The sequence below is a fragment of the Microbacterium sp. JB110 genome (assembly GCF_003335195.1).
Lineage (GTDB): Bacteria > Actinomycetota > Actinomycetes > Actinomycetales > Microbacteriaceae > Microbacterium.
The window spans coordinates 389,082-405,666 of the sequence record NZ_QPGM01000002.1; the positions used below are offsets into that span (position 1 = coordinate 389,082).

The following is a 16,585-nucleotide window of genomic DNA, read 5'->3' on the forward strand; positions in this document are numbered from 1 at the left end:
CCGGTACGGACACGTCGGGTTCATGGTCGAGCCTGACGGTCGCAGCCTCGTTTCCGTCGTCCGTCGCTCCTCGTCCGATCCTCCCGGCGCACCTCATGGTCGCAAGGGCCGACGGCGTACGCCGTCCGCCCCACCGGGAGGAGGACTGCGATGGCGACAAAAGAGGAGGCACGAGCAGCGCGGGACGCCAAGCTCGATGAGCTCCATGACCGACTGACAGGCGCGGTCGACCAGATCGTCACCGGGGAGGACTGGAAGCGGGCGCTGGAGTTCGCGGCCCGGTTCCGGGCGCGGTCGTTTCGGAACACGCTGCTGATCTGGGCACAGCACCTTGACGCCTTCGAGCAGGGCGGAGTCGCAGCACCGGAGCCGTCGTATGTCGCCGGCTACAGGCAGTGGCAGACCCTGGGCCGGCAGGTGGAGAAGGGCCAGCCGGGGTACATGATCTTCGCCCCGGTCACGGGCCGGTTTGCGTCTTCGGCTCCGCAGGATGCCGCCTCGTGGAGACGGTTGGGACGGTTCGAGAAGCCGAAGCCGGGTGAGGCGGTGCGTTCCCGGATGGTCGGCGCGAAGCCGGCGTATGTGTGGGATGTGTCTCAGACCGCCGGCGAGCCGATCCCGGAGCGTCCGTCGCCGGTGCTGTTGGAGGGTCAGTCCCCGGAGGGGCTGTGGGCTGGGCTCGCGGGTCTGGTGGAGGCCGAGGGGTTCACGGTGCTGCGGGTCGAGCACGCCGGGTTGATCCACGGCGCGAACGGGCTGACGGACTACACGAATCGCACGGTCGCGGTGCGGGCGGATATGGATGATGCCGCGCAGGTGAAGACCCTCGCCCATGAGCTCGCGCATGTGAAGCTGCACGGTCCGGACAACCCGGACGCATCGGGGCATCGCGGGATCGGTGAGGTGGAGGCGGAGTCGGTGGCGTTGATGATCGGCGCCGCGCACGGCATGGACACCACCGCCTACACGATCCCGTATGTCTCCGGGTGGGCGGGCACGGTGAAGGACAAGGACCCGGCTGAGGTTGTGCAGGCCACCGGCGAGCGAGTCCGCAAGGCCGCCGGGGCGATCCTCGATGCCCTCGATACCGCCCAGATCGGTGTCGGCGACCCGCCCGAACTGACCCGCGACACGGTGCGCGCCGAACGCACACCACACGCCGCGGCGCGGAACCAGTCGGCGCCGGTGGAGCCACCACGGGCGTCGAGGGCGGCGGACGCGGTGGCGAGGAGTCTGTGATGCGTCCCGCAGAGTTGTTCGCCCACGTTGCCGATGTTCCGCTGCCTGTGGCCGCGACACGGTTCGCGCAGGCAGGGGTGCCGGTTTTCCCGTGCGTGCCGGGCGGGAAGCGGCCAGTGGTGGAGGGCGGGTTCCACGCCGCGAGCAGCGACCCTGCGCAGATCACCGGCTGGTGGCGGCGGTGGCCGGCCGCGAACATCGGCGTCCCCACGGGGGCTGTCTCCGGGCTGGTGGTGGTCGATGTGGATGTGCATGGGCCGGTCGATGGGCGGGCCAGCTTTGACCGTGCCGCCGCTGAGGGTCTGGTGACGGGCTGGGAAGCGTTGGTGCGTACCCCCACAGGCGGGATGCACGCCTACTATCCGGTCACGCCGGGGATCGAGCAGCGGTCTTGGCAGGCCGGTGGTGCCGGGGTCGACTTTCGTGGCGATGGCGGGTACATCATCGTCCCGCCCTCCGCGCGCACGATCGACGGCGCCATCGCGGTCTATCGGATCATGAAGGCCGGTGCTGGTCCTGCGAGCCGGGTGGATGGGCGCGCGCTGCGGGACTTCCTCGACCCGCGCCCTGAGCCTCGTCCCCGCCCCGGTGCGGGGGACCCGGTGGGTCGGGCGGACGCGGAACGGTTGGCGCGGTGGCTGGGCAGGCAGGACACCGACCGGAACCTCAAACTGTTCTGGGCGTCGTGTCGTCTCGCCGAGGGCGGCGTCCCGATGGCCGATGCGCTGGATGCGGTGCTGACCGCGGCGAAGTCGGACTTCGGGCCGAGGGAGATCACCGCGACCGTCCGCTCCGCCTACCGTGCCGTCCACCCCGCCCCCGCACGTCAGGCCTCATCGGAGCGGGCCGGGGGCGGATGGTTCGCCCGCACCGCCCCGGCACGATCCGCGCCGACAGGTCGGGGGCTGTGATGACGGTGGGGAGGGGACGGCGCTGGGCGGCGGTGACGGCGGTGGCCGGGACGGTGTTCATCGCCGCTGGCGCGTTCTGGCTGTCGTTCACCGCACTGGCCGACCTTGCCGCCCGCTCCGGTGTCGGGGCGGCGCAGGCGTGGGCGTGGCCGCTGATTGTGGACGGCATCATCGTCGTCGCCACGGTCGCGGTCGTCGCGCTGGCAGGACACCGCTCAGCCTGGTACCCGTGGGCGCTGCTGGCCGCCGGTGCGGTGGTGTCCGTGACCGCCAACGCCATCCATGCGGTCGTGGCCGCCGATGCGGACGTGCCGGGGGTGCTGGCCGCGTCGGTGGCGGCCGTGCCGCCGCTGGTGCTGCTGGCGATCACGCACCTGACCGTCATTCTCACCCGCCCCATCCCCGCACCCCAGGGCGGGCAGGCGAGGGCATCGGAGCCGTCTGCCGAACCCAGTGAGGCAGAGGCCGACGGGCTGTCGGCCCTGGCCGGTCCGGTGCCGGTGGGGCGTGAGGTGGCGGTGCTGCTGCGGGAGGAGGAGGGCTGGTCGAACAAGCAGATCGCCCGCCACCTGGGCGTGCATCCCTCCACAGTCGGCCGCTGGTTCGCCCGCCCGGCCCTGCCCGCCCCAGAGAGTGAGGAGACACTATGAGCGACACCGAACAGCACACCGGGATGCTCCATGAGAACCCCGCGTCCCGCCTGGGACCGTCTGCGTCGCCCGAGGAGGGCTTGCGGACGGGCGACGCTGGGGAGGTGTCGGAGCTGGCCCGGCACGGCGACCCGTCCAACCCTGCCACGGCGACGGAGAAGCCGACGGGCAAGCGTCGCCCGGGGGTGGAGTGGGTGCGTCCCTCCGATCTGCTCGCTTCGCGTCTGGGGAGGGTTGCTGGGCAGGGTATCGACTTCCAGGCAGAGCTGGCCCGCCGCGCCCGCCGTGTGCACGGCCACGCCTACCGACGCACCCGCACCGCTGCCGGGTCGGGGGCGCGGGTAGTGAGCGAGCGGGCACGGCGGCTGCCGCCGGTGTCGGCGTTTGGGCGCGGGAGCGCCGAACGGCACTCGTGGGTGTCTCGCTCCGGGATCGGGTTGGGGTGACGTGCCATGCGCGTCCCTGGCGATCCGGCGAGCGCGGCGGCTGGGAGACGCGCGTGCACCTGCTGTTCAGGAGGTGCAGACATGCCTACACCACGCACCCGTGAGAACCGGAACCGTTTTGAGGACTCCGAGGCGCTGCGCGCCCTGCTGACCAGACTCCACGACGCCGGCAAAGGCGCGTGGCGGCATGACCCGGAAGCGGCCGCGTTGATGCGGCACGCGGCCGACAAGTACGCGGCCTTGGCCCGCAAGCACGGTCTGGACCCGTGGGAGGCCGCCAGCGCGGCGTTCGAGGCAATGCGCGGGGCTGCGACCCGGAAGGCGGATGACCCGTGGGCGGTGGTCACCCGCGCGGTGCAGAGGACCTGCATCGGTGAGGAGCGCGGCAACGGGCTGCTCTGCTCGGTGCATCAGGCACGCAGGCCCCGCTATTCGGTGTTCCACGACGCGGAGCGGTTCAGCGACCGGGAGAACCCGCTGCCCGACTACCACCCCGCATTCCACATCGACCCGTTCGCCGACGACCCCCACGAGCCTGGCGAGGAGGAGCAGGGCCGGTTGGAGCAGAGGATGAACGTCGGCTCGGCGGTGGATGACACGATCGCGTTGCTGAGCTGGGTGGGCTGGGACCCGGTGACCGCGAGGGCTGCGGTGGAGTACATCACCGGGCGGCTGGCCGAATCCGTCTCGCGGGCGTCGGCGTTCGAGACGCTGCGCCGCGACCGGCAGGCCCGCGCCCTCCTGGACGTGCCGGGCAGCTCGTGGACGAGCCTGCTGCGGGTGGTGCTGGGCAACCCCGACCCGGTTTTGGCGCGCACCAACGCAGGTCGTGGCCTGCTGGTGCGGCTGCTGAACCGGGAACCGTTGCGGGCGCTGCTGCGCGACGACGACATCGTGCTCACCGCGGGTCTTGCCGCCCCCGACACGGGGAGCGAGGGGCCATGAGCACCGTCCCTGCCGGGTACGTCGAGCTGGAGCGTGCCGTGGACTCCATCGGTGTCGGGCGTCGGCACCGTCAGGACTACGGCGACCTGGCCCCGATGGTCGAGTCGATCCGCCGTAACGGGCTCCTCCAGCCGATCACGATCACCCTGGACGGGCACCTCATCTGCGGTGCCAGACGGCTCGCGGCGATCAAACAGCTCGGGTGGAAAACGGTCAACGTGTGGGTGCGGTCCGGGGTCTCGGACCGGCTCGGGCAGCTCCTGGCCGAGCAGGACGACAACCTGCTGCACAAGCCGCTGACCCAGTTCGAGGCCGCCGCCCTCTACCGTGAGCTGAAGGCCCTGCTCGCCGAGGGCGCCGCCCGCCGCCAGGAGGCGACCCGGTTCCAGCCCGCCGAGCAGGGCGGGCAGGACGGTGGCGTTAACTTAACGGCACCGTGGGACTCGACCCCTGGTGAGGCGGCGGTGCAGGCCGCGCTGATGGTCACCGGCCGCGACTCTCACACCACGCTGGAACGCATCGGCCGGCTCGAAGACCTCGCCGCCGACCTCACCCAGCCCGAGTCGGTGCGGCAGCGCGCGGCAGAGGAGGTCGAACGGGTCAAGGCCGGCGGGAGCGTCTACCCTTCCCACCTGCGCGTCAACGCCGAACTCTCCCTCGTCGAGCTCGACCAGATCGCCGCCGACCCCGCCCAGCCCGCCGCGGTGCGGGATCGGGCGCGGGGTGAGGCGGCGACGGTGCGGGACGCCGCGGAGCGCCAGGCGCGGGCGGCGGAGCTGGAACTGTTGGCGCAGGACGCGCTCGCCCGCGTCAAGACGATGAAAGCGACCGGCCGCAAACCCCAGCGGGCGCCGCTTGCGGCGGTCGAGGATCGGGGGGAGCCGGTGCCGTTCCCGCTGACGGTGTTCGTCGCGATCTGGGACGACATGGCCGGCTGGTGGCTGCACCACGACCCCGAACAGGTCGGCCCGGCACTGACCGACGAGCAATGGTCCCGGTTCGAGGAGACCATCGCCGGGACGCTGACGTTCGCCGACGCCGCCCGCATCGCCCGCGCGACGCCGGCCGAGGCCGATCCGGGGCGGGTCGAGCACATCGCCTGACAGCGCCCCCGGAGTCTTGACAAGGCAAACGCAGTGACAGGTGTGGGGTGTGCACCTTGTTGGCGACCGCTCTTACTGTCGCCTTCTGGGAGGACCCGCTGATGGACCCCGCTGCCACACCCGTTGACCGTCGGCGCCGCCGCCTGCTGATCGCCACCGTCGCTGGTGGCCTGGTGCTGCTCCTGCTGATCGGTGTCGGCATCTATGGGCTGCTGCGCGGCCCGGTACCCCGCACCGACACCACCCCTGCCGATCCGCCGGTCTCGGCCACGACGGCACCGCCGTCCGGCACGACGGGGGAAGGGCCGGTGGCGGTGCCGCCGGCGGGCGGCCCGGAGGAGTTCGCTCGCGCGGTCGCGCAGGCCCTGTTCACCTGGGACACCACCAGCGGGTACGCGCCGGTCGACTACGCGCAGGTGCTCGCCGATGTCGCCGCCGATGATGAGGCAGACGCTGTGGCCGGCGATGTCCGCGCCTACCTGCCGACCGTGGAGGCCTGGGGGCAGCTGCGGCGGTACCAGACCCGCCAGTGGCTCACCATCGACACCATCACGGTGCCGGACGCGTGGGAGACCGCCGTCGCGCAGGCAGCCCCCGGCCAGATTCCCGCCGGGGCGGTCGCCTACACCATCGACGGCACCCGGCACCGGGACGGCACCTGGGGCACACAAGCCGTGGACGCGTCCCGGCCGGTGACGTTCACCGTGTTCCTCGTCTGCACCCCGGCTGTCACCAACCGTGGCGTCACCGGCCTCACCTGTGCGCTGCTGCGGCTGTCCCAGCTGGACAACCCCCTCCGCTGAGAACAGGTGATCGTCGTGTTGAAGAAGCTCGCCGCCCTCGCCGTCGCCCTGCTGTTCCTGGCCCCCTCGATCATGCTGGTCGGGGTCGCGGCGCTGGTGAACCCGGCGATGACCGCCTGCGCGCCGGGATCACTGCTCGTCGGCCCGATCCCGGACTCGCTGACCGCCACCACCCGCAACGGGGAGACCGTCGTCCTGGATCGGCAACAGCTCACCCACGCCGCGACGATCATCATCATCGGCGGGAAGACAGCGGGTGTGGGGCGGCCGGGCGTGGTGATCGCGCTGATGGCGGCGCTGACCGAGTCGCACCTGCGGATGCTCGCCAACACCGGCACATACCCCGAGTCGGGGAACTACCCCAACGACGGCAACGGCTCCGACCACGACAGCCTGGGCCTGTTCCAGATGCGCCCCCAGTCCGGGTGGGGCACCGTCGCAGAGCTGATGGACCCGACTTATCAGGCACGCGCGTTCTACGGCGGACCCACCGGACCCAACTATCCGAGCCCCAGGGGTCTGCTCGACATTCCCGGCTGGCAGCAGCTCGATCCCGGCGAGGCCGCCCAGGCGGTCGAGGTCAGCGCGTTCCCGGACCGGTATCAGAACTATCAGCCGGTCGCCGAAGCGATCCTGGCGGCGCTGACCCGCCCTGCACCTTCCGGTGGAGGTGGAGACCCGGTGGTGCCGGAGACCACCCGGATCGTGTTCCCCCTACCGGAAGGCACCTGGGTGCGCACCAGCCCGTTCGGATGGCGCATCCATCCGATCACCGGGGAACGCGCCTTCCACTCCGGCTCGGATTTCGCCGCAGCGGACGGCACCCCGATCCTCGCCGCCGCCGACGGAATCGTGCAGGTCGCGGAGTTCTCCGGCGGGTACGGCGGGCTGATCGTCATCGAGCACACCGTCCAGGAACAGCGCGTCGCGACCTACTACGCGCATATGTGGGAGCACGGCATCCACGTCACCGCAGGGCAGATGGTCACCGCAGGTCAGCACATCGGCGATGTCGGATCGAGCGGGATGTCCACCGGCCCGCACCTGCACTTCGAGGTCTACCCCGGCGGGCGGGGCGCAGAACCCGTTGACGGAGATGCGTGGCTAACCGAGCACGGCGCCGAAGGCATCACCGGCGGAGACACCGCCCTGGCCGCCTGCACAGCAGGGGGTGGGCGCTGATGGACGTGTTCCCCGATTTCGGTGGCGTCGGCGGCGCGAGTGACCTGCGAGCGATCGTCGGGGCACTGCTGATGTTCGTCCTCATCATCGCGGTACTGATGCTGATCGTCTGCGCGATCGTCTGGGCTGTCGCTTCCTCCTCCGGCAACTATCAGGCGGCCACCAAAGCCCGCACCGGCCTGTTTGTGTCCGTGGGCGCGACCGCCCTGGCCGGCGCCGGAGTCGCCTGGATGAACTTCCTCCTCGGCGTCGGCACCCGGCTCTGACCGCGCCCACAGGGTCGTCAGCCCGTGTGCTGGGAGTAGAACATGCCGAGCCGGGCGGAGAACTCGTCAGGCATCTGCGTGTTCCATTCGTGGCCGGCGCCGGGAACGATCTGGAGTTGCGCACCGGGGATGCCTACGGCGAGCTGGCGGGCGGCCGGCAGATTCGGGCGGTCCTTGCTGCCGCATAGAACAAGCGTCGGCGCGGCGATCCGTGCAAGCTCTCCTCGGAAATCAACCCTGCGGATCGTGTCCAGCACACCGAGCAACGGCTTCTTGCTCATCCCCGGAGCAGTCACCATCCGAGACGGTAGAACACGCATGATCGCACCATGCACGCCCATCAGGACCGGATTCGGATGCACCTGCCCGCCTGAGATCACCAATGACGCCACGCGCTCCGGGTAATCGAGCGCGAACCAGGTGGCGACCATCGCCCCCAGGGACAGGCCGCACAGATGCGCGACCTGCGCATCCCGCTTGTCGAGCTCGTCCCGCACCGCTCGTGCCGCCGCGGGGAGCGAGAACGTGGCCGTGTCGCCGTCGCGGAGCCCCGGCAACTGCACCGCGACCCCGGCCATCCCCGCAGGAAGCGCCGAGAGCTGCGCATCCCAAGACTGCGGGCCTGCACCGATGCCGTGCAGGAACACCACCGTCTGATCGCTCATCTCATCGAGTTTACGGAGCGCCCGGTGCACCTGACGTTCGAGAACACGTCTCACGAAACAGTCAGGAGCCCCATCGTGATCGACATCGACCCCAACAGTTCGGGTCTTCCCGGTATCGAGCAGCTGCGCATCATCGTCGGCGCGGTGATGACGGTCGGCCTCATCCTCTCCATCCTCGCCCTGATCGTCTCGGCGATCGTGTGGGGGTTCGGCGCGAACTCCTCCAACCCGCACCTCGCGTCGCGAGGGAAGGTGGGCGTGCTCGTCTCGTGCGGGGCGGCGATCATCTGCGGTGCCGCGGTGACGCTCATCAACTTCTTCTGGGGCGTGGGGCAAGCGGTATGAGCTCCCGAATCCTGGATGACGCGGAGCCGGGCTCATGAGCATCTGCGATGTCCCGGTCATCTCATCCGTGTGCGACGCGGTCGGCGAGGGCACTGCGTCCCTGATCGCGGCGCCGTTCGACTGGCTCGGCCAGGCGATGGCCGGCGCCGCCGCGTGGCTGTTCGAGGCGGTGTGGTGGGTGTTCGACACCACCACCCTGGTCGACGTCACCAGCGCCGAGTACGTCGGCGTCTACAACGTGCTGTTCGGCGTCGCGATCTTCGTGATGCTCGTGTTCTTCTGCCTCCAGCTCATCACCGGCCTCATCCACCGCGACCCCACCGCCTTATCCCGTGCCGCCCTCGGACTCGCCAAGAGCGTGCTCGGGTCGTTCCTGGTCATCACGCTCACGGCGCTGTTGCTGGAAGTGACCGATCAGCTCGCGGTCGGGATCGTGCAAGCCACCGGCAACACGATGGAAGGGATGGGGACCCAGATCGGGCTCCTCGCCACCGGCCTCGCCGGGATCAACATCGCAGCGCCCGGCGTCGGCGCGATCCTGACCATCTTCCTCGCGGGCCTTGCCATCTCGGCAGCGGCGATCGTCTGGTTCTCCCTGCTGATCCGCAAGGCGCTGCTGCTGGTCGCGATCGTGTTCGGCCCTATCGCGCTGGCTGGGGCGACGTGGGATGCGACCAAAGGATGGTTCGGCAAGTGGGCCGCGTTCGTGATCGCCCTGATCTTCTCCAAATTGGTCCTGGTCGTGATCTTCCTCGTCGCGATCGGACAAGTGTCCGCGCCGATTGAGGCGGACCTGGCATCGATCAGCGACCCCATCGCCGGGGTGGTGCTGATGTTCATCGCCGCGTTCGCGCCCTACATCACCTACAAGTTCCTGTCCTTCGTCGGGTTCGATATGTACCACGCGATGAGCAGCGAGCAGGAGGCGAAGTCGGCGCTGAACCGGCCCGTCCCTGTGCCCGGCTCGCCCAAGGGCGACTCCGCCAAGAAAGTCCTCGACGGTGGCTCCGACCACGGTGGCAAACCTGCGAGCGCCGGAGGAGGCGGGGGCGGCACGCCGCCGCCATCCGGTGCCCCCGCAGCGTCAGCCGGCGCGGGAGCACCCGCAGCCGCCACCGGAGCAGGAGCTGGGGCAGGTGCGGGCGCTGCGGGTGCGGGGCCGGTCGGTGCCGCTGTCGTCGTCGGTGGCGCGGTCGTCAAGGGCGCTGCGACCGCCGGCCCGAAGGCCGGTAGCGCGGTCGGTCGTGCGGCCGAGGGTCATGCCGCAGCCGCGACCGAGCAAGCGTCCCCGCCACCGGTCCCGCCCACGCAGGCGAACCCGGCGCCGACCACCCCGCCTCCGTCGACTGCGCCGCGCAGATCGCAGCCGGCCCCGCCGCCTGCGTGCTCGAAGCCGTCCGGGAAGGAATGAGCCGATGGTCACCACCACGCACACCGAGTACCCGTTGTCGCCGGTGCAGTTCTCCCGCCTCACCAAGCGGGGCATCTTGCTCGGCCTGTCGCTGCCGCAGCTGATCGTCCTGGGCATCGCGATTCTCACCGTCGTTGCCTCCCTCTACACCACCGGTGGCGTGGGCCTGGCCTGGACGTCCCCGATCTGGGCCAGTGCCGCCCTCCTCGCGGTGATCCCGGCCGGGGGCAGGAAGCTGGTCGAGTGGGTGCCGATCCTCACCCGCTGGGTCGCCCGCACCTACCTGGGACAGCTCATCTACCGGCGCCGGGTCATCCGCCCGCGCCCGGCCGGCACCCTCGCCCTGCCTGGGGATGCCGGGCCGCTGCGGGAATGGGAGGACCCGGAGACGGGGGCGGCGATGATCCACGATCCCCACGCGCAGACCCTCACCGTCATCCTCGGCGTCTCCCACCCCGCGTTCGTGCTCTTGGACCCCGGCGAGCAGCAGCGTCGTGTCTCCGGGTGGGGGCGTGTGCTCGCCGCTGCGTGCCGCTCCGGGCGCATCGCCCGCATCCAAGTCGCCGAACGCACCCTCCCCGACTCAGGGACGGGGCTGGCGGAGTGGTGGCGCAGCCACGGTACCGACGATGGCTCCTGGGCCGCCACCACCTACGCTGAGCTCATCGACCGGGCTGGCCCGGCCGGGGAACGCCACGCGACCACGATCAGCCTCGCCCTGGACATGCGCGCCGCCAGCCGGCAGATACGGACCGCCGGCGGTGGCATACGGGGAGCGGCGGCGGTGCTGCGGCAGGAGATGACCACCCTGACCACTGCGTTGCGTGCGGCGGACCTGTCCAGCACCGGGTGGCTGAGTCCCGGCGAGGTCGCCGTCGTCCTCCGCGGCGCCTACGATCCGGCCGCCGCGCCCGCCCTGGAACGCCACGGCGACCTCGGACGGGACCTGGCCACCGCCGGGCCGGTCGCGGTCACCGAGACCTGGGAGCGGCTGCGTTCCGACAGCGCCTATCACGCGGTGCTGTGGGTGACCGAGTGGCCCCGCTCCCAGGTGTATCCGGGGTTCCTCGCCCCGCTCGTGCTCTCGGGCGGCATCCTGCGCACCCTGTCGCTGCATTACACGCCGGTGCGTGCCGATCAGGCCGCGCGCGATCTGCGGAAGAAGAAGACCGAACTCATCTCCGACGCCGCCCAACGCCGCAAGATCGGGCAGATCGAAGACGCCGCCAACAGCGCGGAACTGGACGACGTGCTCCAACAGGAAGCCGACCTGACCGCCGGGCACGGCGTCCTGCGCGTCTCCGGCCTCATCAGCGTCTCCGCGCCCACCGCCGACGAACTGGACGCGGCGGTCGCGGCGGTCGAGCAGGCCGCCATCCAAGCGTCCTGCGAGACCCGCCGCCTTGTCGGACAGCAAACCCAAGCCTTCACCGCGGCGGCTTTGCCGCTGTGCCGGCCGGTGTGAGCGCCCGCACCTACCCGGCAACCACAACCCGTTCGTAGAGGAGTCTGACGATGCCTACCCACACTGATCCGGTTCAGGACGCGATGGAAGCCTCCGCCGCGCTGCGGGGCCTTGCCGCCGCATCCCGGAGCTTCCCTCGCCCGGTCGAGGTCTACCCGACCCTGAGCGAGGTCACCGCCAGGCTGGGGTCGATGATGCGTGTCCTCGATCAGCTCGCGGCCGCGCACATCGACGCCCGCGAACGCGCCCACAACACTGGCGGCAGTCAGAGCGGAGGGGCGACCTCGGCGCTGGCGGCCGCCGACGAACTCCACCAGGCCGCGACCCTGCTGCACGAGGTGCGGGATCGGCTGGACGCGGCGATGGAGCGCTCCGGACGGATCGTGTGGCAGCCAGCTCCGGAACCGCCCGACGTTGGGGCCGGGCGCACGAGCGTTGAGGCCGGCGCCCTGCGGCTGACCGTCTGGCCCGATGAGTCACTGGGCCGCCATCACCGATACGGGTACCTGATCGAGAACCCCGGCACCGGGCAGAGCCTTTCGGGACGGGACCTGTTCACCGGGTTCGGTGCCCCCGTCGCCCCAGATGAGGCACTGCGGCAGCTCGCGCTTCTGCTCGGCGCGGCAGGAACCCAACACCAGAACAGCAGCGGCCATCCTGCCCCGGATGGGATGTTCCCCGGCTGGGTCGCCGAGGCCGCCCTGGTAAGCACCGGAGAGCTGGCTTCGCTGACCCGCCCTACCTTGGGTGAGGAGCCGGTGCCGCCGCGCCGGTGGGTGGGGGTGGTGTTCCTCCAAGGCTCGGACGCCGAGGAGGTGCTGGAGCTGATCGAGCGCGATGGCCCCGATGCCGGGGTCGAGCACCTGTCCCAATGGGACTTCGGCGACGAAACCACCTCCGCGGCGCTCGAGAACGGATACGTCTACACCGATCTGCCCTCCGGTGCCTTGGATCAGACGGTGACGCAGGGCGGGTACGTGCTCACCTACAACCACGACTTCGGCTACGCCTCCCTGCTGCGCGAACACCACACCCCACCAGACTCCACCCTCACCGCAGAGGCGATGACACCTCCCGCGGCTGTGTTTCCGCGGCTGAACATGGCCGGGGGCAGGGCGGCCGGCCGCGGTGCTGTCGCGGCCGCGCACGGGACCACCGCCACGAGCCGCGCGACCGGGGCAGGGGCAGCGGCTGGTGCGGTGGCGGGGGCCGCGCGGGGAGCTGAGGCCGCGCCGGACTGGTTCGCCCGCCAGCCTGGTGCTGTCTCTCCGGGGCAGGGACGGGCGCTGTGACCGGCGAGGAGTCCCAACTGCATACGGCGGTTCTGGTCGGCCCGGAAGGGGAGCGCCGCAAGCACCGCAAAGCCCGCAGGCAGGCCGCGACGCGCATCGAGACGTCCGCGCGGGAGGCGAAGAAGGCCGAAGCGAAAGCGAAGTGGAAGGCCGAGCAAGCCGAGCGGCGGAACACGAGCTACCTGCCTGCCGCCGGCGAGCCCGGCCCGAAAGCGTTGCGAACGCCGGGCCGGTTGCGGCTCCCGAAGCATCAGGACACGTCCGCGACCCTCGCCGGGCAGTACCCGTTCCTGGCCGAAGGGGGTCTCGGCTCGGCGGGGGTGTTCGTCGGGCAGGACCTCTATTCCGGCGGCAGTTTCGTGTACGACCCGTGGGTGCTCTACCAGCGTGGCCTCATCACCGCCCCCAACGTGGTGCTGGCCGGGATCGTCGGCTCCGGCAAGTCCTCCCTCGCCAAGTCCCTCTACACGCGGTCGCTGCCATTCGGGCGGCGCGTCTACGTTCCCGGCGACCCGAAAGGGGAGCACACCGCCGTCGCGGAAGCGGTCGGCGGGAGGGCTATCGTCCTCGGGCACGGACTATCCAACCGTCTCAACCCGCTGGACGAGGGCCACCGGCCATCCACCGTGTCGGATGCGGAGTGGGCGATGCAGGTCGCCTCCCGCCGCCGGGACCTCATCGGCGCGCTCGCGGAGACCGTGCTGGACCGAACCTTGACGCCGTTGGAGCACACCGCGATCGACCTCGCCCTCAAAGACGCGGTGCGGTCTGCGGAGGTGCCGATCCTGCCGATGGTCGTCGACCGCATCCTCACCCCAAGCCACACTGACGACGAGGACGGGCGCCTTGCGGAAGACGGCCGGCTCGTCGGCCACGCGCTGCGCCGGCTCGTGGCCGGTGACCTCCAAGGACTCTTCGACGGACCCTCCACCGTCAGATTCGACCCGTCCCTGCCGATGGTGTCCCTCGACCTCAGCCGAGTCGCGGAGAACTCGACGCTCATCAGCGTGCTGATGACCTGTTCCTCGGCGTGGATGGAGTCGGCACTGTCGGACCCCAATGGCGGGCAACGGTGGGTGATCTACGACGAGGCCTGGCGCCTCATGGCCTACCCGTCCCTGTTGCGGCGTATGGACGCCCAATGGCGGTTGGCACGGCATTTCGGGATCGCGAACATGCTCATCTTCCACAAGCTCACCGACCTCGACAACGTCGGCGACCAAGGCTCCGCGATGCGCGCCCTCGCCTCGTCACTACTGGCGAACGCCGAGACCAGGATCGTGTACCGGCAGGAGGCCGACCAGCTCGGCTCCACCGCGACCGCGCTCGGCCTCACCGGGACGGAGCAGAAGCTGCTTCCCGGCCTGGGCACCGGGCAGGGACTGTGGCGAATCAAAGACCGCTCCTTCATCGTGCAGCACCAGCTCCACCCCGCCGAACTAGCCGCGTTCGACACCACGACCCGGATGACATCGAACAGCCGTGAGTTCAGGAATCTCGACGGTTCTTCGGGAATCCCGACCGATCGGCAGGAATCATGAAGAACCGCCCCCGCTACAAGCGCTCCACCCCCGAACCCGTGCACCAGGAGAACCCCATGCCAGTGGTGCTCCCGCACGTCGTGATCGTCGTCGTCGAGGACGGGCGCATGACCGTCACCGTCGACGGCGCACTGTATGAGCCGGAGCCGTTCGCACCGCCGTGGCGGCGGGAGGACTTCGCCCGTGTCCTCGACCAGCTCACCGAACAGCACCGGTCGCCTGTCCGCGTCGAGGTGCGCGAGGCGGATGGCACGGTGTTCACCGACATCATCACCCCCGGCAAACGCCGTCGCCCCCGCCCCGACTCCGAGCCCGTGCCACAGCCGCCGCCCCCGCGGGCGATGCCGGAGCTCGTCACGCTCACTGGGGACGGGTTCGTGCCCGGCGAGGACGTGGCGATCGCTGTGGTCATCGCCCATGGCGACGCCGCCCCAGACGGGACGATGCGCGGCCTGCTCACCACCGAGCAGGCCGAGTCGAGTCCGACCCGCGATGTGATCCTGCTCGGCCGCGTCTCCGGCACCCTCACCATCGGGCACCCGCAATGAGCACCCCACGGCCCGCCGGGTCCCTTGGCGACGAGCTCAGCAACCTCGGCATCGGCGTCCTCATCGGCGCGGCGATCCTCGCCGGCATCCTGCGGGCGGCCGGCTCGGTCGCCGCGTGGATCACTGGAACCGCACAACCCGCAGGGGGTGGCGAAGCCGGCCTCGGGGTGCTGCTGAACCCTGGGAACCCGGCGGTCGCGCTCGACGCGGACGGGCTGAACGTGGTGGCGTACTGGATCACCGCCGGCGTCCTGATCGCCGGGGCCGGAGTGCTGGGCTGGTGGGGGTGGCGGTTCTTCCGCGACCACGGACGGCAGGTGAAGGCCGACCCCTACCGGATCGCGGGGATCGCCACCCGCAGCGAGGTCGCACGGGCCGCGTCCGATCCCGTGCTGCTGCGTCGCGGCGGGCACCTGCGCCCCTCGCTGGACAAGCCGAAGCCGCAGGATATCGGATACCGGATCGGTGCCTCACGCGGGCATGGCGTGTGGGCGTCCGTCGAAGACTCGATCCTGCTGCTCGGCCCGCCCCGGTCGGGGAAAGGTGCAGGGGTCGTCATCAACATGATCCTCGACGCGCCCGGCGCGGTCGTTACCACATCGACCCGGCCAGACAACCTCACCGCCACGCTCACCGTCCGGCAGAAGCTCGGCCCGGTCGCCGTGTTCGATCCCCAGCACCTGGCCGAAGGCGTTCCCGCCGGCCTCAGGTGGTCGCCCATCCGTGGGTGCGAGGACCCACTGACCGCGATGATCCGCGCCACCGGGCTTGCCGCCGGCACCGGCCTGTCCGCCGGCGGTGTCGAGGGCGGCGGGTTCTGGGAAGGCAAGACCCGCACCGCCCTCCAAGCCCTCCTCCATGCAGCCGCCCTCGATCACCGTCCGCCTGGTGAGCTGTTCCGGTGGACTCTTGATCCGTCCGCCGCCGCGGATGCGGTGGCGATCCTCACCGCCAACCCGCAGGCCGCCGTCGGGTGGGCGGAGTCGCTGCAGGCGATGATCGATTCCGACCCGCGCACTCGTGACTCCATCTGGCAAGGCGTCTCCCTTGCCCTCGCCGCCTTCGCAGACCCGCGCGTACTCGATGCCGTATCCCCTCGCGAGGGTGAGGATTTCGATCCCGAAGCGTTCCTCCGCGCCAAAGGCACCCTCTATCTACTCGCGACCGGTGCTGGGGCGAACAACTCCGCTGCGTTGGTGGCGGCGTTCGTGGAAGACCTTGTGGAAGCCGCCCGCCGTATCGCTGCCACCAGTCCCGGTGCCCGTCTGGACCCGCCGCTGCTGCTGGCGCTGGATGAGGTCGGCAACCTCGCCCCGTTGCCGTCGCTGCCGACGCTGATGGCCGAAGGCGGTGGCACCGGGATCACGACGATGCCGGTGCTGCAGTCGCTCGCGCAGGCGCGGGAGAAGTGGTCGGAGAACGCGGCCGGAGCGATCTGGGACGCGAGCATCGTCAAGATCATCCTCGGCGGGGCATCGAACTCCAAGGACCTGCACGACCTGACCACCCTCATCGGGGAACGTGACGAGGTGACCGACTCCACCACGGTCGGGGACCACGGCTCCCGCACCGCGCAACGCTCCATCCGGCGGGTGCCGATCATGCCGCCCGACACGATCCGCACCCTGCCGTTCGGGACCGCGCTCGTGCTGCTGCGCTCAGCACCGCCGATCGTGACCAGGCTGCGCCTGTGGACGGATCGGGCGGATGCTGCCGAGCTGCGCGCCGCGAGGGCCGGCATCGAAGCGTTGCTGCAGCGACGTTCGTAGGAGA

Annotated in this window: 17 protein-coding genes; 16 read left to right on the top strand and 1 reads right to left on the bottom strand. The window is 70.6% G+C overall.

Annotated features, from left to right (window positions below; genetic code table 11):
* Window positions 1–150 precede the first annotated feature (150 nt).
* From CIK77_RS05350 to CIK77_RS05390, 9 genes are all read left to right on the top strand, one after another.
* A complete protein-coding gene (locus CIK77_RS05350) occupies window positions 151–1,239 on the top strand; it encodes an ArdC-like ssDNA-binding domain-containing protein (protein ID WP_087054625.1) in 1,089 nt (362 codons plus the stop codon).
* Window positions 1,239–2,150, top strand: a complete 912-nt coding sequence (locus CIK77_RS05355; protein ID WP_087054626.1) for a bifunctional DNA primase/polymerase — start codon at window positions 1,239–1,241, stop codon at window positions 2,148–2,150. The genes CIK77_RS05350 and CIK77_RS05355 overlap by 1 nt, the downstream gene beginning before the upstream one ends.
* Window positions 2,150–2,800 carry a DUF2637 domain-containing protein gene (locus CIK77_RS05360; RefSeq protein WP_087054711.1) on the top strand — a complete coding sequence of 217 codons (651 nt, stop codon included), beginning with the start codon at window positions 2,150–2,152 and terminating at the stop codon, window positions 2,798–2,800. Before CIK77_RS05355 ends, CIK77_RS05360 begins: the two co-directional genes overlap by 1 nt.
* Window positions 2,797–3,246 carry a hypothetical protein gene (locus CIK77_RS17615; RefSeq protein WP_181861398.1) on the top strand — a complete coding sequence of 150 codons (450 nt, stop codon included), beginning with the start codon at window positions 2,797–2,799 and terminating at the stop codon, window positions 3,244–3,246. The genes CIK77_RS05360 and CIK77_RS17615 overlap by 4 nt, the downstream gene beginning before the upstream one ends.
* 81 nt (window positions 3,247–3,327) lie before the next feature.
* Window positions 3,328–4,191 (top strand): hypothetical protein, encoded by an 864-nt coding sequence (locus tag CIK77_RS05370; RefSeq protein ID WP_087054627.1) that lies wholly within the window; start codon window positions 3,328–3,330, stop codon window positions 4,189–4,191.
* On the top strand, window positions 4,188–5,294 hold the full coding sequence (locus tag CIK77_RS05375) for a ParB N-terminal domain-containing protein (protein WP_087054628.1): 1,107 nt from the start codon (window positions 4,188–4,190) through the stop codon (window positions 5,292–5,294). Before CIK77_RS05370 ends, CIK77_RS05375 begins: the two co-directional genes overlap by 4 nt.
* A gap of 101 nt (window positions 5,295–5,395) precedes the next feature.
* Window positions 5,396–6,097, top strand: coding sequence for a hypothetical protein (locus tag CIK77_RS17620; protein WP_087054629.1), 702 nt, complete (start codon window positions 5,396–5,398; stop codon window positions 6,095–6,097).
* A 15-nt stretch (window positions 6,098–6,112) separates the two neighbouring features.
* Window positions 6,113–7,279, top strand: coding sequence for a M23 family metallopeptidase (locus CIK77_RS05385; RefSeq protein WP_087054712.1), 1,167 nt, complete (start codon window positions 6,113–6,115; stop codon window positions 7,277–7,279).
* Window positions 7,279–7,545: a DUF6112 family protein gene (locus tag CIK77_RS05390; protein WP_087054630.1), complete on the top strand. Its 267-nt coding sequence runs from the start codon at window positions 7,279–7,281 to the stop codon at window positions 7,543–7,545. The genes CIK77_RS05385 and CIK77_RS05390 overlap by 1 nt, the downstream gene beginning before the upstream one ends.
* A gap of 17 nt (window positions 7,546–7,562) precedes the next feature.
* On the opposite strand, the gene CIK77_RS05395 is transcribed toward CIK77_RS05390, so the two are convergent.
* On the bottom strand, window positions 7,563–8,210 hold the full coding sequence (locus tag CIK77_RS05395; RefSeq protein WP_087054713.1) for an alpha/beta fold hydrolase: 648 nt from the start codon (window positions 8,208–8,210) through the stop codon (window positions 7,563–7,565).
* Between the two features lie 75 nt (window positions 8,211–8,285).
* Between CIK77_RS05395 and CIK77_RS05400 the strand changes: the two genes are divergently transcribed.
* Genes CIK77_RS05400 through CIK77_RS05430 form a run of 7 tightly spaced genes read left to right on the top strand, consistent with a single transcriptional unit; the run spans window position 8,286 to window position 16,581 of the window.
* Window positions 8,286–8,555: a DUF6112 family protein gene (locus tag CIK77_RS05400; RefSeq protein ID WP_087054714.1), complete on the top strand. Its 270-nt coding sequence runs from the start codon at window positions 8,286–8,288 to the stop codon at window positions 8,553–8,555.
* Between the two features lie 34 nt (window positions 8,556–8,589).
* On the top strand, window positions 8,590–9,966 hold the full coding sequence (locus tag CIK77_RS05405; protein ID WP_087054631.1) for a conjugal transfer protein TrbL: 1,377 nt from the start codon (window positions 8,590–8,592) through the stop codon (window positions 9,964–9,966).
* A 4-nt stretch (window positions 9,967–9,970) separates the two neighbouring features.
* Window positions 9,971–11,431: an SCO6880 family protein gene (locus CIK77_RS05410; protein WP_087054632.1), complete on the top strand. Its 1,461-nt coding sequence runs from the start codon at window positions 9,971–9,973 to the stop codon at window positions 11,429–11,431.
* 50 nt (window positions 11,432–11,481) lie between these two features.
* Window positions 11,482–12,723: a hypothetical protein gene (locus CIK77_RS05415; RefSeq protein WP_140403518.1), complete on the top strand. Its 1,242-nt coding sequence runs from the start codon at window positions 11,482–11,484 to the stop codon at window positions 12,721–12,723.
* Entirely contained in the window at window positions 12,720–14,264 is a 1,545-nt protein-coding gene (locus CIK77_RS05420; RefSeq protein ID WP_087054634.1) for an ATP-binding protein, read from the top strand. The genes CIK77_RS05415 and CIK77_RS05420 overlap by 4 nt, the downstream gene beginning before the upstream one ends.
* Window positions 14,261–14,812 carry a hypothetical protein gene (locus tag CIK77_RS05425; protein WP_249268552.1) on the top strand — a complete coding sequence of 184 codons (552 nt, stop codon included), beginning with the start codon at window positions 14,261–14,263 and terminating at the stop codon, window positions 14,810–14,812. The genes CIK77_RS05420 and CIK77_RS05425 overlap by 4 nt, the downstream gene beginning before the upstream one ends.
* On the top strand, window positions 14,809–16,581 hold the full coding sequence (locus tag CIK77_RS05430; protein WP_087054635.1) for a type IV secretory system conjugative DNA transfer family protein: 1,773 nt from the start codon (window positions 14,809–14,811) through the stop codon (window positions 16,579–16,581). The genes CIK77_RS05425 and CIK77_RS05430 overlap by 4 nt, the downstream gene beginning before the upstream one ends.
* Window positions 16,582–16,585 lie beyond the last annotated feature (4 nt).